Annotated in this window: 14 protein-coding genes; 8 read left to right on the plus strand and 6 right to left on the minus strand. The window is 42.5% G+C overall.

Annotated features, from left to right (window positions below):
- Positions 1-22 precede the first annotated feature (22 nt).
- Entirely contained in the window at positions 23-1,219 is a 1,197-nt protein-coding gene (locus tag BCY91_RS01625; protein WP_120180259.1) for a DUF6600 domain-containing protein, read from the minus strand.
- Between the two features lie 329 nt (positions 1,220-1,548).
- Between BCY91_RS01625 and BCY91_RS01630 the strand changes: the two genes are divergently transcribed.
- From BCY91_RS01630 to BCY91_RS01660, 7 genes are all read left to right on the plus strand, one after another.
- Positions 1,549-2,262: an SAM-dependent methyltransferase gene (locus tag BCY91_RS01630; RefSeq protein WP_120180260.1), complete on the plus strand. Its 714-nt coding sequence runs from the start codon at positions 1,549-1,551 to the stop codon at positions 2,260-2,262.
- Entirely contained in the window at positions 2,259-3,254 is a 996-nt protein-coding gene (locus BCY91_RS01635) for a hypothetical protein (RefSeq protein ID WP_120180261.1), read from the plus strand. Before BCY91_RS01630 ends, BCY91_RS01635 begins: the two co-directional genes overlap by 4 nt.
- 249 nt (positions 3,255-3,503) lie before the next feature.
- Positions 3,504-5,450: an LruC domain-containing protein gene (locus BCY91_RS01640; protein WP_120180262.1), complete on the plus strand. Its 1,947-nt coding sequence runs from the start codon at positions 3,504-3,506 to the stop codon at positions 5,448-5,450.
- Between the two features lie 201 nt (positions 5,451-5,651).
- Positions 5,652-5,927 carry a co-chaperone GroES gene (locus BCY91_RS01645; RefSeq protein ID WP_120180393.1) on the plus strand — a complete coding sequence of 92 codons (276 nt, stop codon included), beginning with the start codon at positions 5,652-5,654 and terminating at the stop codon, positions 5,925-5,927.
- Between the two features lie 160 nt (positions 5,928-6,087).
- Positions 6,088-7,728 (plus strand): chaperonin GroEL, encoded by a 1,641-nt coding sequence (gene groL / locus BCY91_RS01650; RefSeq protein ID WP_120180263.1) that lies wholly within the window; start codon positions 6,088-6,090, stop codon positions 7,726-7,728.
- Positions 7,729-8,066: 338 nt separating this feature from the next.
- Positions 8,067-8,708: a DUF47 domain-containing protein gene (locus BCY91_RS01655; protein WP_120180264.1), complete on the plus strand. Its 642-nt coding sequence runs from the start codon at positions 8,067-8,069 to the stop codon at positions 8,706-8,708.
- Between the two features lie 22 nt (positions 8,709-8,730).
- Entirely contained in the window at positions 8,731-9,741 is a 1,011-nt protein-coding gene (locus tag BCY91_RS01660) for an inorganic phosphate transporter (protein WP_120180265.1), read from the plus strand.
- Between the two features lie 78 nt (positions 9,742-9,819).
- Here the strand turns inward: BCY91_RS01660 and BCY91_RS01665 are convergent, their stop codons facing one another.
- From BCY91_RS01665 to BCY91_RS01680, 5 genes are all read right to left on the minus strand, one after another.
- Positions 9,820-10,329, minus strand: a complete 510-nt coding sequence (locus BCY91_RS01665; RefSeq protein ID WP_120180266.1) for a DinB family protein — start codon at positions 10,327-10,329, stop codon at positions 9,820-9,822.
- 33 nt (positions 10,330-10,362) lie between these two features.
- Positions 10,363-10,623: a VF530 family protein gene (locus tag BCY91_RS01670; RefSeq protein ID WP_120180267.1), complete on the minus strand. Its 261-nt coding sequence runs from the start codon at positions 10,621-10,623 to the stop codon at positions 10,363-10,365.
- Positions 10,623-12,380 (minus strand): lysophospholipid acyltransferase family protein, encoded by a 1,758-nt coding sequence (locus BCY91_RS01675; protein ID WP_120180268.1) that lies wholly within the window; start codon positions 12,378-12,380, stop codon positions 10,623-10,625. The genes BCY91_RS01670 and BCY91_RS01675 overlap by 1 nt, the downstream gene beginning before the upstream one ends.
- A 43-nt stretch (positions 12,381-12,423) precedes the next feature.
- Positions 12,424-12,549: a hypothetical protein gene (locus tag BCY91_RS17935; protein WP_262696745.1), complete on the minus strand. Its 126-nt coding sequence runs from the start codon at positions 12,547-12,549 to the stop codon at positions 12,424-12,426.
- 500 nt (positions 12,550-13,049) lie between these two features.
- Positions 13,050-15,491, minus strand: coding sequence for a PIG-L family deacetylase (locus tag BCY91_RS01680; protein ID WP_120180269.1), 2,442 nt, complete (start codon positions 15,489-15,491; stop codon positions 13,050-13,052).
- 981 nt (positions 15,492-16,472) lie between these two features.
- Here BCY91_RS01680 and BCY91_RS01685 point away from each other — a divergent pair.
- Positions 16,473-19,709 (plus strand): SusC/RagA family TonB-linked outer membrane protein, encoded by a 3,237-nt coding sequence (locus tag BCY91_RS01685; protein WP_120180270.1) that lies wholly within the window; start codon positions 16,473-16,475, stop codon positions 19,707-19,709.
- The last annotated feature ends 7 nt before the right edge of the window (positions 19,710-19,716 follow it).

Consider the following 19,716-nt stretch of genomic DNA (forward strand, 5'->3'; position numbering starts at 1 on the left):
AAAATCAATCACAAAAATCTTATTATCTGCTTGGCCTGCCGCTTCCACCGCGTGATGAGGACGACGAGGATCGAGAAGAAGATGAAGAGCCGCTAGGCGTGCCCGCGCTACGGCTTGGGCTAGGACCGCTTTGTACACGAGGGCTGCTGCTGCGTTCCGTTCTTTGCGGTCTGCTGCTCGTTCCCTCATTTCTGCTTGGCGCAGGTGAATTGCTACGGCTACTTTCTGTTCTTGTAGGATAATCGTTCCTTGGGGTAGCGGTACGCTCTGGTCTGCTGTTGGTATTGCTACGATCAATTTCTGGCCTGTTGCGTTCCTCGCTGTTGCGACTTTCGCTTACAGAACTGTTGGCTCTGCTATCTGGGCGACTGGCGCTGGTGTTAGACCGCGGACTTTCATCCCTGCGCAAATCTGTGCCGGTTGCTCGGCTAGGTCGCGCCGTATTATTACTTGCTATGGCTCGTGGTGCGTCATTACCGCCTCTGTCTACAGACGGACGGTATACATTAACCTCACCGCGAGAAACGCGAGTTGTTCCCGGCCTGCTGTTATCTGCAATTCTGTAAACCGGCACTTCGCTACGGGTGGCACGTCTCACATCATCTCTGCCTGGCCCACTGTAATATCTTACGCGCCTGTCATTGGTGTACACGTTGTTGATAATGGTTGTATTATGTATGATGTACACATTACGACGCGGCTGCCAGTATTTATGGTACGACGGATAGTAAATACACCTTTGCGGGATAAACACCCAATAATTATCAGGAACGTAGTAAGGCCGGCCAATGTTAATGCTTACGCTGATGCGCGGGCCTAAAGGTGCCCATCCGTAGTAGCCTCCGCCGGTTCTCCAAGTTACCCAAGCTGGACCCCACTCGGTATCCGGAACCCAAATCCAGCCGTCATAAGAATCGTAAAACCACCGTCCGTAATGGAAAGGAGCCCATCCCCACTCATAATCAGATACCCATGTATTTCCGTACTCGGTCATCACCCAACGGCCATTGCTGTAATAAGGCCTAAAATCGGATCCAACGTTGGGGCGCCACACATAACCATATTCTGGGTTGTTAATCCAGTCGCCATAATACGCAAGCTCATCGTAAAATACTTGCAGGCTAATACCCGGGCGCGCCTCGGCTTTTTGAAGCCCCAAGCTGATAAGGATGAACAAAATCCCAACAGCCGCCGCTATTTTTCTAATGCTGTTTTTCATCTCTTTGTTTTTTTTAAATTCGGTTTATTAATATTTAAACGTTGCTTCTTAACTGTTTGATATTCGGGCATAAAAAAGTGACAATTAAAACACCTTGACCAACTTTTAGAAGAACGCAAATCCGCCACAGCGGATTTATAATAAAGACGAGCGTAACGAGCAAAAGGTGACAGGGAAAATGAAAAAATTCTGGTAATATGAAAAAAGCCGTTGCTTTGTGTTCTCTGCGGGTTTAGTTGCTGATAAAGGGTTTTATAAATTTCCGGTCTTTACTGTCTGTCCTTTAAATCATTTTCCACGTTTTAAATTCAAATAGCTTACTTTGCAAAATGACAAAAGGCACGCTCTATTTAATTCCCGTTGTAATGGCCGAAGGCGCCGAACAGCAATCGTTAACGCCATTTCTTTCACAAACCATTAACGAGATTAAGGAATACATTGTTGAGAACGAAAAAACCGCCCGCCGTTGTTTAAAAAATGCCGGTTTGCAAACCAAACAAAGCGAATTACTTATTCACGATTATGGAAAGCACCAGCGCGGCGGAAGTCTAAAACCCTATTTCCAAGGGTTGGAGAATGGCCAAAATGTTGGCCTAATGAGCGAAGCCGGTTGCCCAGGTATTGCAGACCCTGGCGCAGACATTGTGGCCGAAGCGCACCGGCGGGGAATTAGGGTTGTTCCTTTAGTAGGGCCAAGCTCCTTAATTTTAGCTTTGATGGGTTCCGGATTTAACGGCCAAAGTTTCGCCTTCCAAGGGTATTTACCCATTGATAAACAAGGCCGTATAAAGCGGATAAAAGACTTGGAAGCTTTTGCCGAGCACTTTAGGCAAACACAGCTTTTTATAGAAACACCTTTCAGAAATAATCCTTTACTAAACGACATTTTAAGCGTTTGTAAAAACGACACCAAGTTGTGCATTGCGGCAAACCTTACTTCGGCTGATGAATTTTTGCAGACCAAAACCATCGCCGAGTGGAAAAAAACGGTACCCGATTTGCACAAACAACCCTGCATATTTTTGATCTACCGCAGTAAATGAGGATACCCAGCCCGTCTGATGTTTTAATTGTTGGCGCCAACCCCTTCAGTTTGGCTTTTGCCACTATTTTAGGAAATGGGGGCTTAAACGTTTTGGTGGTGGACGAGAGCTTGGAACTTAAAACCTCAGCACAGGAGCTAAGCCTCAGCACAGATATTTTAGCTCTTTTAAAAAACCAAGGCTATAAATTTTCGGCAGCTATAACAGCAAACGAAGTGCTAACCCAAAGTTTAAGTTTGTTGGCCCAAAACCTATGCTGTGTAGTATGGAACACTTCTTTTTACGGCGGCGGAGCCGGCAAATACACCTTAATGAACGATGGAAAGGCACAGCCTCACCAAAGTTCGTACGCTTTTAAAGAAGCAGATTTAAGCATCAGCGAAAGCGATGAAGCCAGCTTCCGCAATATCTTAGCCTTGGCTTGGCGACTTATTGGTGTGGTAAACCATAAATTGCGCCCCAATATTGTGCATTCTTTTGAAAAAGAGCGCCAACAAATTGTGGATTTTTTTACTCCTATTGAGAAAAAGAGCTTTTTTAAGCGATTATTTACGCCCCCAAAGCAAGCATTAACTTTGTCCGAAAGCGCCATTAACCTGCATCTGAGCCAACAAGAAGATATTAAGGCCGGAGAATTATTGCCTAATTATCCTTATTATAATGAACAGGAAAAACGGGAAGCTACCTTAAGCGAATGTTGCCATTATGAACAGTTTTCCATTTTGATATTTGGAACCTTGAACCCTCATTTTTTGTTCAACGTGGCCAAGTGGTTGCAGTTCAACTTTAGCATTAAGCTGTTTTACTTTCCTTTTACCGAAAAAAACGAGAGCCTGTTTAAAAACTTAAACATCGCGCAAAGTGAAAAACGGACAATTGTTGTACGCCCAGACGGTTTTATTTCTTTGGTAAATGATACGGTAGATTGTGATATCATCGACAATTATTTACGCAACGTATTGCTGATGCTGCCGTTAGCTGAGAACGAATAGTTTTCGGGCGAATTTTCCTCAATTTCCCCAAGTTTCCCCGTAAAGATTGCCCGCCGTTAAACTCGTTTGCCCACGGTATAAAAAACAGTTGAACATAAAAAACAAGTGCTAAATAAAGTTGGAGGGTATTTTTGAGGCCATCTCCGTTTTTTTAACCTATTTTTCTTTTGGATGGTATGTTTCTAGCATAAGTACACGCGCACGGGTTGCTATTTAAAACAGAACAACCCAAACAAAAAGAAAAAGAACATGAAACGTTACCTATTAGTTGCATTGCTTTTAAGTGCTTTTATCGCCTGTAAAAAGGAAGATGAAAATAATATCGTTGAGCCTAGTCCCGCCGAAAGCATTGCTCCAAACGGCTTCAACTTTTCTACTGTTAAAACAGTGAAAATCCACTTATCGCTTTTAAGCAATATAAACGAACCTTTGGCCAATGTACCGGTTACTTTGCACAACCCGCGCACGGGCAGCCAATTGTTAAAAGCTTTAACAGACGTAAAAGGAAATATAGATGTTAGCCTCAACATCGCAAGTTATATTGACCAGGTTGTGGTGAAAGTGGGTTATGTAGGTTTACCCGAGGAGGTTTTGGCTTATTTTGATAATAACCAACTTAGCTTAACTATTGGCGGCACCAATGGCTTGGCGGGTAATTTCATAGTTTCTGCAAGCAATAAATCTGCGGTTAGCGGAAAATCTACACAAGCAGTGCGTACTTTAAGCTCGCAGTTCAGTTATTTGGGGGCTTATGATGATAACGGTAAACCAAAATATCTAACTGCACAAAGAGGTAATGTTACTGCCGATCTGTTGAACTTTATCAACGTTTCTTTGCCAAGTACAATAGATGTACGCACTTTACACCCAGAGTATTTGTTAGACAATGCCAAGCAAACCTTAGATTTGGTGAAAGACGGGGCGGTATATTTAAGCTTCATCTCTGAAAGTGCCGATTTTACAAACAGCATCGCGTTTTATACTTACCCAACAGATCATCCGCCAACCAGTGCATCAGAGATAGCTGAAATTAAGTTTGCCTTCCCTAATGCTTCGTTAGCAGGGTTAGGCGGCGCGCTTGTATCGGGCGATCGTGTAAAATTGGGCGATTTTAAAGCCGGCACCTCCGTAGCCTTTATGCTGATAGCCAACGGATGGGATACCAATACTAAAGTGGTAAAAACTGATGCCGTGAAATACTACAGCACTAAAGCTTTTAACCCCGAGAGCGATGACGCCCTTAAAGCGCATACTGTTTTATTGCATTATGCCAAAGATGATTTATTTGTTTTAGGTATTGAGGATTTAAACAGAGAGCGTGTTGACGATAAGTGCGATCATGATTTTAACGATGCCTTGTTGTATGCAGAAACCTTCCCTAAAGATGCGATAAGAAAAGGAGATTATGGTAGCCTTGATAGGCCCGAAGATGCTGATGGCGACGGTGTGACGGATCTTTTTGACGAGTATCCGAACGATCCTAAAAAAGCTTATAACAACTACTTTCCGTCAAAAGATAGCTGGGGCACCTTAGCCTTTGAAGATAACTGGCCGCTAAAAGGCGATTATGATATGAACGATTTGGGCATCAACTACCGCTACAGCTACGTAAGCAATGCCAGCAACCAAGTGGTAGAGATGACAGCAGATTACAAAGTAACCACCGCTTTGGCTTATTTCCACAATGGTTTTGGTGTGGAGTTGCCTTTTGCTCCTTCTGTGGTGGCATCAACCAGCGGCCAAGTCAAATCAAAAAACTATATCCAAACCAATGCTAACGGAACAGAAGCGGGACAAAGCAAAGCCGTGATTATCCCCTTTGATGATCAGAAAGCTTTAGCAAACAACAACATCAGCGTAAAACTAGTATTTACTTCGCCACAGGCTGCCAGCATTTTAAGCAATGCGCCATACAATCCGTTTTTAATTAGCGATGGCAGAAGATCGCATGAAATACATTTGCCAGGAAAAACACCAACTGCATTGGCTGATCAGGCTGTTTTTGGTTCGGCAGACGATAAATCGAACCTCGGTATAGGTAAATATTATATCGGCACTAACAATTGGCCTTGGGCGCTGCAATTTACAGAGCCTTTTAACTATCCGGCAGAGGGGAAAGCTGTAAATGATGCCTACGCGAAATTTGGCGCTTGGGCAGCATCTGGCGGTACCCAATTTACCGACTGGTACAAGTAAACAAAATCGGACATGTTTAACTAGCCCTTTGCGATGAAGAAGCAAAGGGCTTTTTTATGCACTGCTGACAAGCTGACACGCTACCATCAGTAAAAAGAGCCAAGAACTCAAGATTTAATTGAAAAATTGGCACTTTTTGGCTTTGGCATATTCTGTGTTGCAAAGCAATTCGGAAAAACAAAATCTTTAAATCATAAAATTATGGCATTGAACATTAAACCTATCGCAGACAGAGTAGTGGTAGAGGCTGCTCCTGCAGAAGAGAAAACGGCTTCGGGTATTTACATTCCGGATACGGCAAAAGAAAAACCGCAGAGCGGAACCGTTGTAGCTGTAGGAAACGGTAAAAAAGATGAACCAATGACTGTTAAAGTTGGCGACCAAGTTATTTACGGCAAATATTCTGGCACCGAAATCACCTATGAAGGCAAAGAATATTTGATTATGAAAGAATCTGATATTTACGCGGTGTTGTAGAAGTGAGATACGAGACAATAGATTGGAGACACTTATATGGTGGCTAAAATCTTATGTTAGTAACTAGTAACGCACTTAAATTAAAGAATATAAAAGAGATTGTTTTATGGGTTTTTCAGATTCTCATATCTCACATCTCTAGTCTAAAATCTCAAAAAAAATGGCAAAACAAGTAAAATATAATGTAGAAGCGCGCGATGCTTTAAAACGCGGTGTAGATACTTTGGCTAACGCGGTTAAAGTAACTTTAGGTCCAAAAGGCCGTAACGTAATTATCGACAAAAAATTCGGTTCTCCGGCAATTACCAAAGACGGTGTTACCGTAGCTAAAGAAATCGAATTAAAAGACACCTTAGAAAACATGGGTGCGCAAATGGTGAAAGAAGTAGCTTCAAAAACTGCTGACATCGCCGGTGACGGTACTACCACCGCAACCGTATTGGCGCAAGCTATTGTAAGCGCGGGCATTAAAAACGTGGCCGCGGGTGCTAATCCAATGGATTTAAAACGCGGTATTGATAAAGCTGTTTCTACTGTTGTAGAAAACCTAAAATCACAATCGCAAGCGGTTGGCGAAGACAACAATAAAATTAAACAAGTAGCTTCTATCTCTGCAAATAACGATGACGTTATTGGTTCTTTAATTGCAGAAGCGATGGCAAAAGTTGGAAAAGACGGCGTTATTACCGTTGAAGAGGCAAAAGGTACCGAAACTGAAGTTAAAACTGTTGAAGGTATGCAGTTTGACAGAGGTTACCTTTCTCCGTACTTCGTAACCAACGCAGATAAAATGGAAGTGGAATTAGAAAACCCTTACATTTTAATTTACGACAAAAAAATCAGCAACATGAAAGAGTTGTTGCCGGTATTGGAGAAACAAGTGCAAACCGGTAAGCCTTTGTTGATTATTGCCGAGGATTTAGATGGCGAAGCTTTAGCTACTTTGGTAGTTAACAAAATCCGTGGCTCGCTGAAAGTGGCCGCTGTTAAAGCTCCAGGCTTTGGCGACAGAAGGAAAGCAATGTTAGAAGATATTGCTATTTTAACTGGCGGTACCGTAATTTCTGAAGAAAGAGGCTACAAATTAGAGAACGCTGATCTTTCTTACCTAGGCCAGGCAGAGAAAATCACCGTAGATAAAGACAACACCACCATTATTAACGGTGTAGGTTCTTCTGATGATATCAAAGCCCGTGTAAACCAAATCAAAGCGCAGATTGAGACCACTACATCTGACTATGATAAAGAAAAATTGCAAGAGCGTTTAGCAAAACTTTCTGGCGGTGTGGCTGTACTTTACGTAGGTGCTGCTACCGAGGTAGAGATGAAAGAGAAAAAAGACCGCGTTGACGATGCTTTACACGCAACCAGAGCGGCTGTTGAAGAAGGTATTGTTGCAGGTGGCGGTGTAGCTTTCATTAGAGCGGTTGCTTCTTTAGAAGATTTAAAAGGCGCTAATGAAGATGAAACTACCGGTATCAACATCATCAAAAGAGCAATTGAAGAGCCTTTACGTCAAATCTGCGCAAACGCAGGTATCGAAGGTTCTATTGTTGTACACAACGTAAAACAGGGCAAAGCAGATTACGGTTACAATGCCCGTACAGATGCTTACGAGAACTTAATTGGCGCGGGTGTTATTGACCCTACTAAAGTTTCTCGTGTTGCTTTAGAAAACGCGGCTTCTATCGCTTCTATGTTGTTAACTACCGAGTGTGTGTTGGCAGACGAGGTTGAAGAAGGCGGAAATGCAGCTCCGGCGATGCCTCCAATGGGCGGCGGCATGGGCGGCATGATGTAATATTTTATTAAGGTCTGAGGCTTAAGGTATAAGTTTTAAAGCTCAAGGCCTCATACAAAATGAAACCCTGTTCTTTTATAGAGCGGGGTTTTGTTTTTTGTGTAATCGATTGTTCTAGACGGCAATTGACGATCACTATAAGAAGGCTTCTGACGTTTCTAAATCAGCGGTAAGTGCTACTGCCACACCGCAGTTTTAATTAAGGATACTACGTTTACAATTTGTAGCCATAGCGATTAAAAAACATCCGCATCTTAAACCTCTAAATTAAACGCAGGCAGAATTAACATTATCTTAACATTGGGGTTGTACTTTTGAGCCAAATATTAAGATTCATAATGAATAATATCTTTTCTTATTTCGTTCCGAAAGACAAAAAATTCTTCCCTCTTTTCGAGAGCGCAAGCGCAAATTTGGTAGCCATGTCTGTGTTAATTAAAAAATTGGTTAACACCGATGATTTAAAAGTTAGAGAGCCTATCCACAGGGAAATTGAGGAGCTAGAACACCGTGGCGATGAGATTACGCACCAGATTTATTTAGAGCTGAGCAAAACCTTTATCACCCCATTTGACAGAGAGGATATCCATACTTTGGCAACCGCTTTAGATGACGTTGCAGATTATATCCACGGAAGCTCTAACCGCATATTGCTGTACAATGTACATGAGTCAACAGACGCCATCAGAAAATTGGCCGATTTAGTTGGCCAAGGCTGTGTGGATGTAGATAAAGCCATTAAAGAGCTTAAAAACCTGAAAAATGTGCGCATCATTGCAGACTCTTGCGTGCGCATCAACAGCATCGAAAACCAAGCAGATTACGTATTTGACAAAGCCATTGGCGATTTGTTCGACTATGAAGATGATGCCAAAGTAATTTTGAAATATAAAGAAGTATTGAACGGGTTAGAAACTGCAACAGACCGTTGCGAGGATGTTGCCAACGTGTTAGAGACCATTTTGGTTAAAAACGCCTAGTTCTAACTTTCAAAACAAAAAAATGGTTACTTCACTATTAGTTATTGTTATCCTGCTTGCAATAGCGTTCGACTTTATCAACGGTTTTCACGATGCGGCCAATTCTATCGCCACAATTGTATCAACCAAAGTTTTAACGCCTTTTCAGGCGGTGCTTTGGGCGGCAGTGTTTAATTTTGCAGCCTATTTTTACTTTACAGACCATAAAGTTGCCGATACCGTGGCTAAAACCGTATTCTCCCAATACATCACTTTAGAAGTGGTGCTCTCGGGCTTGGTGGCGGCCATCACCTGGAATCTTTTCACTTGGTATTACGGTATTCCGTCAAGCTCATCGCACACTTTAATTGGCGGTTTTGCAGGTGCAGGTATGGCTAAAGCGCTTTCTTTAGGCGAATCCGCTTTTAACGCGGTAAACTTTGCGCCAATCCTAAAAATAGTTTCTTTCATCGTTCTTGCACCCATTATAGGGATGATTATCGCTGTAATCATCAACCTAATTATCATCAACATATCACGCAATGCCAAACCGGCTACCGCCGAAAAATGGTTTAAAAGATTACAGCTTGTATCTTCTGCAGCCTTAAGTTTTACCCACGGCGGTAACGATGCGCAAAAAGTAATGGGGATTATTTTTGCCGCCTTATTGGCCAACAAAGTGGTTTCGCCAGATGCACCCATGCCTGAGTGGATTCCCTTAACCTGTTATGCGGCTATTGCCTTAGGCACCATGAGCGGCGGCTGGAAAATTGTAAAAACCATGGGTACCAAAATTACCAAGGTAAACGCACTTGAAGGCGTAAGTGCCGAAACTGCCGGTGCCGTAACTTTGGGTATTACCGAGCATTTTGGGATCCCGGTTTCAACTACGCATACCATTACGGGCTCTATTATAGGTGTGGGCTTAACCAAACGTGTTTCTGCAGTACGCTGGGGCGTTACCTATAGCCTTATCTGGGCCTGGGTTTTAACCATCCCGGTTTCTGCTACACTAGCTGCAATAACGTTTTTTATTACACACTATGTGTTTTAGTTAGTCATAATTTTAGTTATAAACCCAACAGGTTCGCTTGTTGGGTTTTTTATTTACGCGATAGCGGTGTATGGACACCTACCCCAGCTCCTTAGCTATCCTTTTAAGCTGTCTTTCGTGGTGTTTGCTGTGCACATAAATAAAACGGAGCCATTGCCGGGCATCTAAATAACCTAAACGGGGGTGTTTTGCTTTGTAATGAGGGTTAAATTTCGCAAAACCTTTGTCAATTTCTTCTATTTTGCGTACCAGCTTTTGCAATCCGTTAGCGGTTTCTTCTAGGCTGATTTTCTTTACGCTGGCTTCCAGCACCTCCGGAACTTTATATTTAACCGGTGGAAAGCGACCAAAAAACAAAATCAGTCGGACGCGCCAGTCCGCTTTTCGGCGTTTTAGCGTTGCAGTTTTATGTAAGCAACGCGCTATGGCAACTATAGAAAGTGAGTTAGCGCTCAAAATGTGCGAATAAACTTCGGCCAAAGACCAACCGCCGCTGGCAGGCGTCCGCACAAAGTTTTCCTCATTTACCGTTTTTAAAAAGGCGCTGTAAAATTTAAGGCTGTTCAGAATTTTCTTTTGATCGGTCATGGCTGGCTTGATTTAAAAAAATCGGGCGACAGCCTACAACAAACCGGCTTTGCCTTTTTCTATCCGCTTGAGGTTATATTTATAAAGATATTCTACTTTTTGCCTAGCCCAAGGGTTTTTACGCAAGAAATTTAAGCTCGATTTTACGCTGGGGTTTTCAGAAAAACAGCGGATAGGGATTTTCTGCGCCATTTTCTCCCAGCCCACATAAGCAGCCAAATCCGTCACCATCGCTTCTAAAGTGATGCCGTGTAAGGGGTTGTTTGCCTGCTTTGGCAGTTCTTTGTCGGCCATTATATTACGTTCTTACCTAGCTTTTCTAACATATCTGCCGGCACATTCTGTAAATCCAATACTAAAAAGCCATCTAAACAGTCAGAAAACTTTGGGTCTATATTAAAACAGATAATTTTTGCGTTTAGCGCGATGTACTGCCTCAATAAAACCGGCACTTTGATGTGCGAAGTCTCAATTTCGCCAATTAGGCTGTCCAAGTTTTTTAAGGAGTTGCTAGAGGCTGTCAGCAAATCGGCGTCAATCTTAGAAAAATCCACTTTAAACTGCTTGCGCGGTTTTACCATGTGCGCCATCTCGCGGTCAAAATGGTTGCGGTAAATAAAGTTTACAATTAATGATTTAGAAAACTTGCTGAACGCGTTGCTGATAGATACCGGACCAATCAAATAGCGATACTGCGGGTTATCTAAAATGTATTTTAAAATGCCTTTCCAAAGTAAAAACAGAGGTAAAGGGCGTTGTTGGTACTCTTTCCTGATCCAGCTGCGCCCCAGCTCTAAGCTATTGCGCAAAACCGGGAAAAACTGCGATTTAATTTTGAACAGCTCATAAGTATAAAATCCTTTTTTGCCATAGCTGTAAAAAATTTCATCGCCCTTGCCAATACGATAGGCGCCTACCACCATTTTGGTTTCTATATCCCAAATAAAAAGATGGTTGTAATAAATATCGTAGCTATCTAAATCAATAGCTTTGTTAGTGCCCTCGCCCACCTCGCGGAAGGTAACTTCGCGCAAGCGGCCAATTTCTTTAATGATATTTGGGATGAAAGCCGTTGGCGCAATGTACACCTCGTAATTCTTCTCCGTCCAAACTTTATGGCTGTCTTTAATCTTCTCCACCTCGGCAAGCATTAAATCCTGACTAACCGGAGCAATAATTTCCTCGGCCTTAGCTTTAATTTTGAACAGGTTGCGCGGGTTAAAAATCTTCCGCTCGTTTTCCAGTCCGGCACCTAAAGCATAAGTTTTGGCGCGCAAAAACGCCAGTAGCTCGGTGCTGCTATTGTTAGACGGGATATCATTGTAAGCGATGGGCTTGCCAATGCGTACGCGGATGGTGTGCCCTTTTTTGTTGAACAGCTCTGAAGGCAGTTTTGCGGTGCGTAAGGTAGGGTGTATCAGCGAAAGCAAATTAAACAGCAGACCGTTATTGCCGTGGAAGTAGATGGGCACTACCGGTACTTTTGCCTTACTGATGAGCTTGCCCACCACCGGATGCCATATTTTATCGGTAATCTGTTGCTGGTTTATTTTATAGGTAGATACCTCGCCCGCAGGGAAAATCCCGATAGGCGTACCGCTATTCAAAAGAGAAAGCGTAGTTTTTATACCGCTGATGCTGGATGAATGCTCAATGTTTTCAAAAGGGTTTACGGCCACAAAAAAATCGCTGAGGTTGGGGATTTTTTTTAAGATAAAGTTGGCCATTACCTTGGCATCTGGTCGCACGCTACAGAGTACTTTTATTAAAATTAACCCCTCAATGCCACCGTAGGGATGGTTGGCAATAGCGGTAAAAGCGCCCTCTAGCGGGATGTTTTTTAAATCGTTTTCACTTACTTCAACCTTTACGCCCACCAAGCGCAAAATCTCATCTACAAACTCAACCCCTTCAAACTTAGCAGCCTTAGCAAAAGTCTCGTTAATGTTGTTGATTTTCATGATCGCCATCAGCAAAGAAGCTAAACCCGGCATGCGGAGCTTGTCTATTTTGGTGGCTTTGGCAAATTCTTCGGTACTGATAATTTCCATATTAACGGGGCAAATAATCCCTGATGCTAATAAGCAAAGCTAGTTAATTTTTTCGGTGCTTTATGGTGTGGTTGATGTTCTGGAAAGTGTTTGTGCTAAACGTAAATACAATTTTCATCGCAGACGGCTTTCCGTCGCTTATCGGCGCGGCATGCTTTTTTTCGTTCATCGCCACTAGGGCTAGTCCTTTTTTCGGTAGTTTTTATTATTTCTTTTGCCCTCAAGAATGCTACGCATTTTTGCTTGAACCAAAGGACCAAAGTTCAAGGCTGACCTCATTTTGTTTGTTGCGCCTGCGGGAAACCTTTGAGCGCAAACCGAAGCCGTGCGAACGGAAGTGCTTTGACAAAGTTTCTGCAACACTCGTCGGTTTGCTCAGGGCAGTGCAAGCTTTAATGTTTCTGCAAAAGATTTCCCGGGCTTCACTGCCAAAACTCGGAAGGCCGTCCGATCGCTCTGGACACTAAGCGACGTGTAGTCGATAAAATCGCAGGGTTCTCTTCGAGAAACCCTGCTCGAACAGAATGAGGCGGGGTGATTGCAGTTTTAAGGGGAATTCCAATTTCCTAGACCGCAGAGGGCTTTCCGCCGGCAACGAAGCCGAGGTATAGTCAATAAAATCGCAGGGTTCTCTTCGAGAAACCCTGCTCGGACAAAAGAACAAACTATCTAATCCGCAACCCTCCGGCTCGCTAATAAATTCATAAATAAACGGTAAGCACCCGGAACCCCCGCAGGCAACTCTCTAAAAAAGACCAAGCCCGTATAAACAAATTTACCTTTTCCATAATTCGCAACCAATAACGAGCCATCTTTAGCGCTCTCGCCGGTATCGTGCATCACCAAAGGTTTCTCATATTCCGGCGAATTTGTATCGGCAAAATAAATGCCCCGCTCTTGTATCCAGCCTTCAAAATCAGCGGCTGTAATTTTGTTGGGGTAGTTTAAAGCTTCGCTATTTGGCTTTGCAAAGCTTACTTTTGCATCTTCTTCGGTCACCCTGTCGCGCGTGATGGTAAAAGGGTAAGGACCCAGGTTGTCCATTTGCAAAGGCCTATTCACATTGTATTGCACCAAATAAACCCCGCCATTAGCTACATAATCCAGCAGTTTGGCTTGTATAAACTTCATCCGCGTATTTACGTTGTACGCACGCACACCGGCAATAATCGCGTCGAAGCCACTCAAATCGCCATTCAAAATATCGGCTTCGCTCAACAATTGCACGTTTATACCTAAAGCACGTAAGGTTTCCGGAATTAAATCGCCTGCACCTACAATATAGCCCACGTTTTTCACGCTGCTTTTGAGGTTTAGCTTTACCAATTTAGCTTCGGCTGGCGGAAAATAGCTGATGCTGGGGATGTGTGGGTAGTCGATGGTTTTAATTTCTTGATGATAGCTTTCGTTGCCAATTTTGATCTCTGCTTTTAACTGGCCGTTTTTTGCTTTCGCAGATGGGGAAACCGAAAAACTTACAAACTGTTCTTCATCTTTACTTTTAAACTGGAAATCAATTTTTTCTGGTTTTACGGTCCAGCCTTCCGGCACACGAAGCGTCACTGCACCGCTCATCCCTTTTTCAAATGATTTTAGCTTAACGCGGATGTTTTTGGCCCCGGCACCCGTAAAAATCAAGGTTTTGTCTTCTAAATTGGCAGTTACGGGGGGCGTAACGCTTAAAGGCTGATAAATCTCCCCGCGCACCGGGTCGGTAAATTTGTACACTATCGGGCGCTGTAAATCGATATTTATGCCGTTAATGTGTACACGCAGGTTGATGTTGTTGTTGGTTTTTCCTTCCGGATAAAGTAGTAGGCTCTGTTGGGGCAAAGCGTAACGGCCAATGCTTTGGGTTGGCAATAGCCAATAAGGTTGCGATAGGTCTCGGGCCTTAAACTGGCCGTCCACGCTAGATAGCTGGTTTTTTTCTAGCGTAAAGCTTTTCTGCCAATCTACAGTTTCGATTTTTAATCCCGGAACTTGCGCAACCGCATCCACACGCACTGCGAAATCGGTATTTACCGCAATAAAAGGCGATGGCGCACAAGCCTCTATCCACAATCCGGCGCAAGCCAATATCAAATTTTTTACTTCCACCAATTTCTCGTTCACCAAAGCGCTTTTAGGCAGGGCCGATAATGTTTGGTAAAGCGCTGTTAATTTGGGGATGCTTTTCTCCGGATATTGCGGATTAAAATTTTGGACTAGCTGTGCCACCTGCTCGTCCACACCTTTAGCGCCTTTAACCTCGCTCCAGTTGATGCTGATGCCTTCCATCAAACCATGCTGTGGCAAAACACCTCGCCAAGCACTAAAATATTCGACGCTGTTGCCTCGCTGTTTGGCGCTGCCAAAACCCTGACTTTTATGCATGGACCTGCTGTCGGCTGCAATTTCGCCATAGCTCTTTCCCAAAAGCGGATTGTAGACGCCTATATCTATTTTTAGCTGTTCGTCGGACGTATTGTCGTTACCGCCAAAATTGTAGTTGTTCCACAAAATTCTTTGAGCTTGCCAAACCTTTAGTGCTTTCAGTTGCTCTGGAAAACGCTTAGGATCTGCTGCCGCCTCAAAAGCTTCTTGCGCCAAAATAGAAGACGCCGAGTGGTGGCCGTGGCCGGCGCGCGCATCTGGCGGAAAGCGTGTGATAATTACGTTGGGCCTAAACTCGCGGATGATATACACCACATCTGCCAAAATGGAGTCCTTGTTCCAGATTTTTAAGCTTTCTTCCGGCGTTTTAGAGAAGCCAAAATCTACCGCCCGGGTAAAAAACTGTTGGGCTCCATCGTTTCGGCGAGCAGCCAATAACTCTTGCGTGCGTATCAAGCCCAAATCGGCTCCCTGCTCGTTGCCAATTAAGTTTTGGCCACCGTCTCCGCGGGTTAAAGAAAGATAAGCGGTTTTATATAGTTTTTCTTTGGCTAAGTAGGCCAAAAGTTTGGTGTTTTCGTCGTCCGGATGTGCGGCAATGTACAGCACACTGCCCGTTACGCCCAGTTTTTTAATGTGGTTTAAAATCTCCGAAGCATTGAGCTGTGGCGATGTTTGCGCGTAAGCAAAGGTGTTTATAAAAAGAAAGTAGATGAAAATAAGTTTTAGTTTCATTGAGATTGCTTTCGGTAAAAATTATGGAAGGTAAAAATAGGAATTAAAATTTTGTAAGGCCTATTGATGATGTGCCGCCAGCGGGGGGACATCGGGCGGAAAAATCCCGTCGTTTTAATCTTATTAGCTTTCGGACGGATCTTCTGGCGGTATCGATTGCTTGGATACAGGATCAGCAAAATTTACGACGGATGTAGCCCGCAGCCATATTCATGCTATAAAACTTGCGAAGTTTTAAAACTTCGCAAGTTTGATCAAGGTTAAAGCTTTAAGCTGTCTTGACAATTAAAACGATACACGCCCTAGGTCTGAAGTTTAATCAGACAAGAAAAACCAAAGCGCATTTTTAGGCACGATAACATGTCCCGTTGGCGGGGGCAGGGGTTAATACATTCGCAAATAAGTGGTATTAATAGGGGGTTTCTAGGGACTTAGTAGGGAGATCCTAAGGAGTTTCTTCGTTTTTTCCCTAAGAAATCCGGAACAGATTTTAAGGATTTTCTGCAGTTAATTTAGATGATTTTATGAGCTGTTTTGGCCGGTTATCGAAGTCAGGTTTGGCGTCCTAAAATTGAGCGTAGATATATCGAAGAATAGGCGGAAGTAGCCCCCTGCGAAACGCCCAAAACGCAAAAAATAAGACGGTGCCAAAAACGTGTGCGACAACACAAACCGCTTATGCTCAAATTTGATTTCTGCAAGAAGACTTCCAATAATTTACTATGTTAGCATAATAAATTTGTTTGAAATTCCATTTTTGTAACAATATTAATTATATTTTGAATTTATGTTAATATTAGCAGGATAAACTGTAACAAAAATTTGATAAATGAGACTGTTTTTTAATAAATTTTTAATTGTTTGGTAGTCAGACACTTATGTTTAATTGTTAAAATTTGTTAAATATTTATTTGTTTTTGCGCTAAAGCTCATGGTATCTTTAAGTTAATTAACACTATTACTAATAAATTTTTTGATTGTATGAAAAAACTTGTACAGAGTTTCTTCATCTTGCTGTTGATAGCCACAAGTGTGCTTGCGCAAGATCGGAGAATTACCGGAAAGGTAACTGCTGCGGAAGATGGCTTGCCATTGCCCGGTGTTTCGGTTAAAGTAACCGGCGAAAAACAAGGAACTCAAACAGATGCGAATGGTAATTTTACTCTTAATTTACCAGCAGGTGCTAAATCCTTAGAAATTTCTTACATCGGTTTTGTAAGCCAAGTAGTTTCCATTGGAACAAAAACGAATGTAAATGTTGCTTTAGTAAATGATACTAAAGCTTTGTCTGAAGTTGTGGTTGTAGGTTACTCGACAACCACCCAACAAGCGTTTACCGGTTCTGCAAAGGTTGTTTCTAGCGAAAACTTGGAACGCAAAGCAGTTTCTAACGTTTCACAAGCATTAGCGGGTGAAGTTTCGGGCGTAAACGTGATTAATACCAGTGGACAACCCGGCACTACGGCTACTATTCGCGTGCGTGGTTTTGGTTCTGTAAACGGTAACCGGGCGCCACTTTATGTGGTTGACGGTGCCCCAATTGCAACCAACACCATTAATACGGTAAATCCTTTAAGTGCAATTAACCCGGATGACATTGATAATGTAACGGTATTAAAAGATGCGGCGGCTACGGCTATTTATGGAGCACGTGGTGCAAATGGTGTTGTCGTAATCACCACTAAAAGCGGAAAAGGCAAACCTTCTTTTATCGAGGTTAACGGCCAAACCGGCACTAACATGTCTTTGCTGCCAAGGTATGATGTAATCGAATCTCCTGAGCAATACATTGGGTTAGTTTGGGAAGGGTTGTACAACCAAGCAGTAATTACCGGCAAAACTGATCCAACAGCAACCGCTAACTCCAGAATCTTTAATCCAAACTATTCGGTGAGTTCTAAATATAATATGTGGAACGTCGCTAACGGTGCAGCATTGATCGATCCGGTTACTAGAACAGTAAAGCCGGGCGTGACACGTAAATACAACCCTGAGGATTGGGAGGATTATGGCTTCCAAAACTCGTCAAGAAATGAGGCGAACATTAAGTTCGGAGGTTCAAGTGATGCCACAAACTATTACAGTTCTTTTGGCTATTTAAAAGATAAAGGTTATTCTGTGGGGTCTGACTACGAAAGATTGTCCGGACGTTTAAACCTGAATCAAAAGATTAAGCCTTGGTTAACGGGTTCGGTAAATTTAGCTTATGCACGCTCTGAAGCCAATAGAGGTGGCCAATCTGAAGACTCTGGAAGTATTTTTTGGTTTGTAGATAACATCCCTTCCATTTATCCTGTATTTTTACGTGATGCCACAGGCTCAATCGTTACCGACCCAATTTTTGGAGGTAACCAATATGATTATGGGCAAGGCAGAGGATTCGGAGCTTTAACCAATGCTATTGCTGATGCCACCTATGATATTCAAAGAGATAACCGTAACGATCTAAACGGTGTAGGTTCTTTGAAAATAGATATCGTTAAAGGTCTTTCTTTCGAGACGCGCTTGGGAATCCAATATTTTAGCAACATCTATAATTTGCGAAATAATAAGTATTACGGTTCTGCTGCCGGACAAAACGGTAGTTTATTCCAGAGACGAACAGACTTTACATCGTCAAACTTCTTAAACCTATTAAGATACACTAAATCTTTTGGTGAGCACAGTATTGAAGCCTTGGCAGCGCACGAATCTACCGACTTCAAGTACAATATTTCTGCTTTCTCTTCTTATAATTTAGTAGATCCAGATTTGCTAGACTTTAATAACGCGGTAGTTTCTAATCCGAACTCAGGTTACACCAATGCTTACAAACTAGATAGTTATTTTTCTCAAGTAAACTATAACTACAAATCGACTTATTATTTGTCAGGAAGTATCCGAAGAGATGGTAGTTCAAGGTTTGTAAAAAACAAATGGGGTACTTTCGGTTCGGTAGGTGCGGCTTGGATTTTATCGAACGAGAGCTTTATGCAACAGAGCAACGATTTATTCCCTTATTTGAAGTTAAAAGCTAGCTACGGTTTAATAGGCGACCAAGAAGGTGTAGGTTACTATCCAGGTTATGATTTATACGCAATTAACAATCTTGAAGATAACCCGGCGTTTTCTTTTGATACCAAAGGAAATCCGGATTTGACTTGGGAAACCGCAAAAATCTTCCAGACTGGAGTTGAATTTGATTTTAAAAAATATATCAGCGGTTCGATTGATTACTTCATCAAAAATACTGACGATTTAATCTTCGATAGAAGAGTAGGGCCGTCTATCGGTTACGCCATTATCAAAGTAAACGATGGTAAACTACGTAATCAAGGTCTGGAATTTGACTTGACCGGACATATTCTTAAAAAAGCCGACTATAGATTAGATTTAGGGGTTAACGGTGCGTTCTACAAAAACAAGTTAACTCAAATGCCTATTGATCCGGTTACCGGCAAACAAAAACCAATTGATATCCAAACCGCATATGGTTACAGCGTTGGCCACTCTATCTACGATTTTTACATGAGGAACTTTGAAGGTGTCGACCCAGCAGATGGTACAAGCATGTGGACACGTTATTATAACGACGCTAATAACAACGGCGTTTTAGATGCAGGAGAGGGTATTGCAAGCTTGACCCAGTATTTAGCAGACAACCCAACGGTAAGCGAATCCAGTTTAAAAACTACAACAACTAAAACGTACTCTAACGCTACCCAGTATTACATTGGTAAATCTGCAATTCCAACTGTGCGCGGTGCATTTAACTTGACAGCAGGCTACAAAGCTTTTGATTTAAGCGTTCAAATGTTGTACGGCTTAGGAGGCTATTCTTATGATTATGCCTATGCCACTTTAATGAACAATGATGCTGTAGGCTCAAATAACTGGAGTACTGATATTCTAAATAGATGGCAAAAAGCTGGTGATGTGACCGACGTACCACGCATTTCAAATGAAGAGGATGCTAACGTTAATGCTAGATCTTCTAGATTTTTAACGAAAGCCAACTATTTAGTTTTAAACAATGTGCGTCTGTCATACGGACTTCCGAAAACTTATTTAAGCAAAATTGGTCTTACAGATTGTAGCGTTTGGGTTTCGGGAGATAATTTATGGATCAGTTCTGCCAGAGACGGCTTTAATCCAATGATTTCTGAGTCCGGTGCGTCGGATATTTACACTTATTCACCTTTGTCAACTATTACTTTAGGTTTGAAAGTACGACTGTAAATTTTAA

Origin of the sequence: Pelobium manganitolerans, from assembly GCF_003609575.1 — a bacterium.
Lineage (GTDB): Bacteria > Bacteroidota > Bacteroidia > Sphingobacteriales > Sphingobacteriaceae > Pseudopedobacter > Pseudopedobacter manganitolerans.

Coding starts and splice junctions, on each gene's coding strand:
- BCY91_RS01665 (WP_120180266.1), bottom strand. CDS start 10,329: ATGACCGATCAAAAGAAAATTCTGAACAGCCTTAAATTTTACAGCGCC.
- BCY91_RS01640 (WP_120180262.1), top strand. CDS start 3,504: ATGAAACGTTACCTATTAGTTGCATTGCTTTTAAGTGCTTTTATCGCC.
- BCY91_RS01655 (WP_120180264.1), top strand. CDS start 8,067: ATGAATAATATCTTTTCTTATTTCGTTCCGAAAGACAAAAAATTCTTC.
- BCY91_RS01685 (WP_120180270.1), top strand. CDS start 16,473: ATGAAAAAACTTGTACAGAGTTTCTTCATCTTGCTGTTGATAGCCACA.
- BCY91_RS01680 (WP_120180269.1), bottom strand. CDS start 15,491: ATGAAACTAAAACTTATTTTCATCTACTTTCTTTTTATAAACACCTTT.
- BCY91_RS01660 (WP_120180265.1), top strand. CDS start 8,731: ATGGTTACTTCACTATTAGTTATTGTTATCCTGCTTGCAATAGCGTTC.
- BCY91_RS01630 (WP_120180260.1), top strand. CDS start 1,549: ATGACAAAAGGCACGCTCTATTTAATTCCCGTTGTAATGGCCGAAGGC.
- BCY91_RS01645 (WP_120180393.1), top strand. CDS start 5,652: ATGGCATTGAACATTAAACCTATCGCAGACAGAGTAGTGGTAGAGGCT.
- groL (WP_120180263.1), top strand. CDS start 6,088: ATGGCAAAACAAGTAAAATATAATGTAGAAGCGCGCGATGCTTTAAAA.
- BCY91_RS01635 (WP_120180261.1), top strand. CDS start 2,259: ATGAGGATACCCAGCCCGTCTGATGTTTTAATTGTTGGCGCCAACCCC.
- BCY91_RS17935 (WP_262696745.1), bottom strand. CDS start 12,549: ATGAACGAAAAAAAGCATGCCGCGCCGATAAGCGACGGAAAGCCGTCT.
- BCY91_RS01670 (WP_120180267.1), bottom strand. CDS start 10,623: ATGGCCGACAAAGAACTGCCAAAGCAGGCAAACAACCCCTTACACGGC.
- BCY91_RS01625 (WP_120180259.1), bottom strand. CDS start 1,219: ATGAAAAACAGCATTAGAAAAATAGCGGCGGCTGTTGGGATTTTGTTC.
- BCY91_RS01675 (WP_120180268.1), bottom strand. CDS start 12,380: ATGGAAATTATCAGTACCGAAGAATTTGCCAAAGCCACCAAAATAGAC.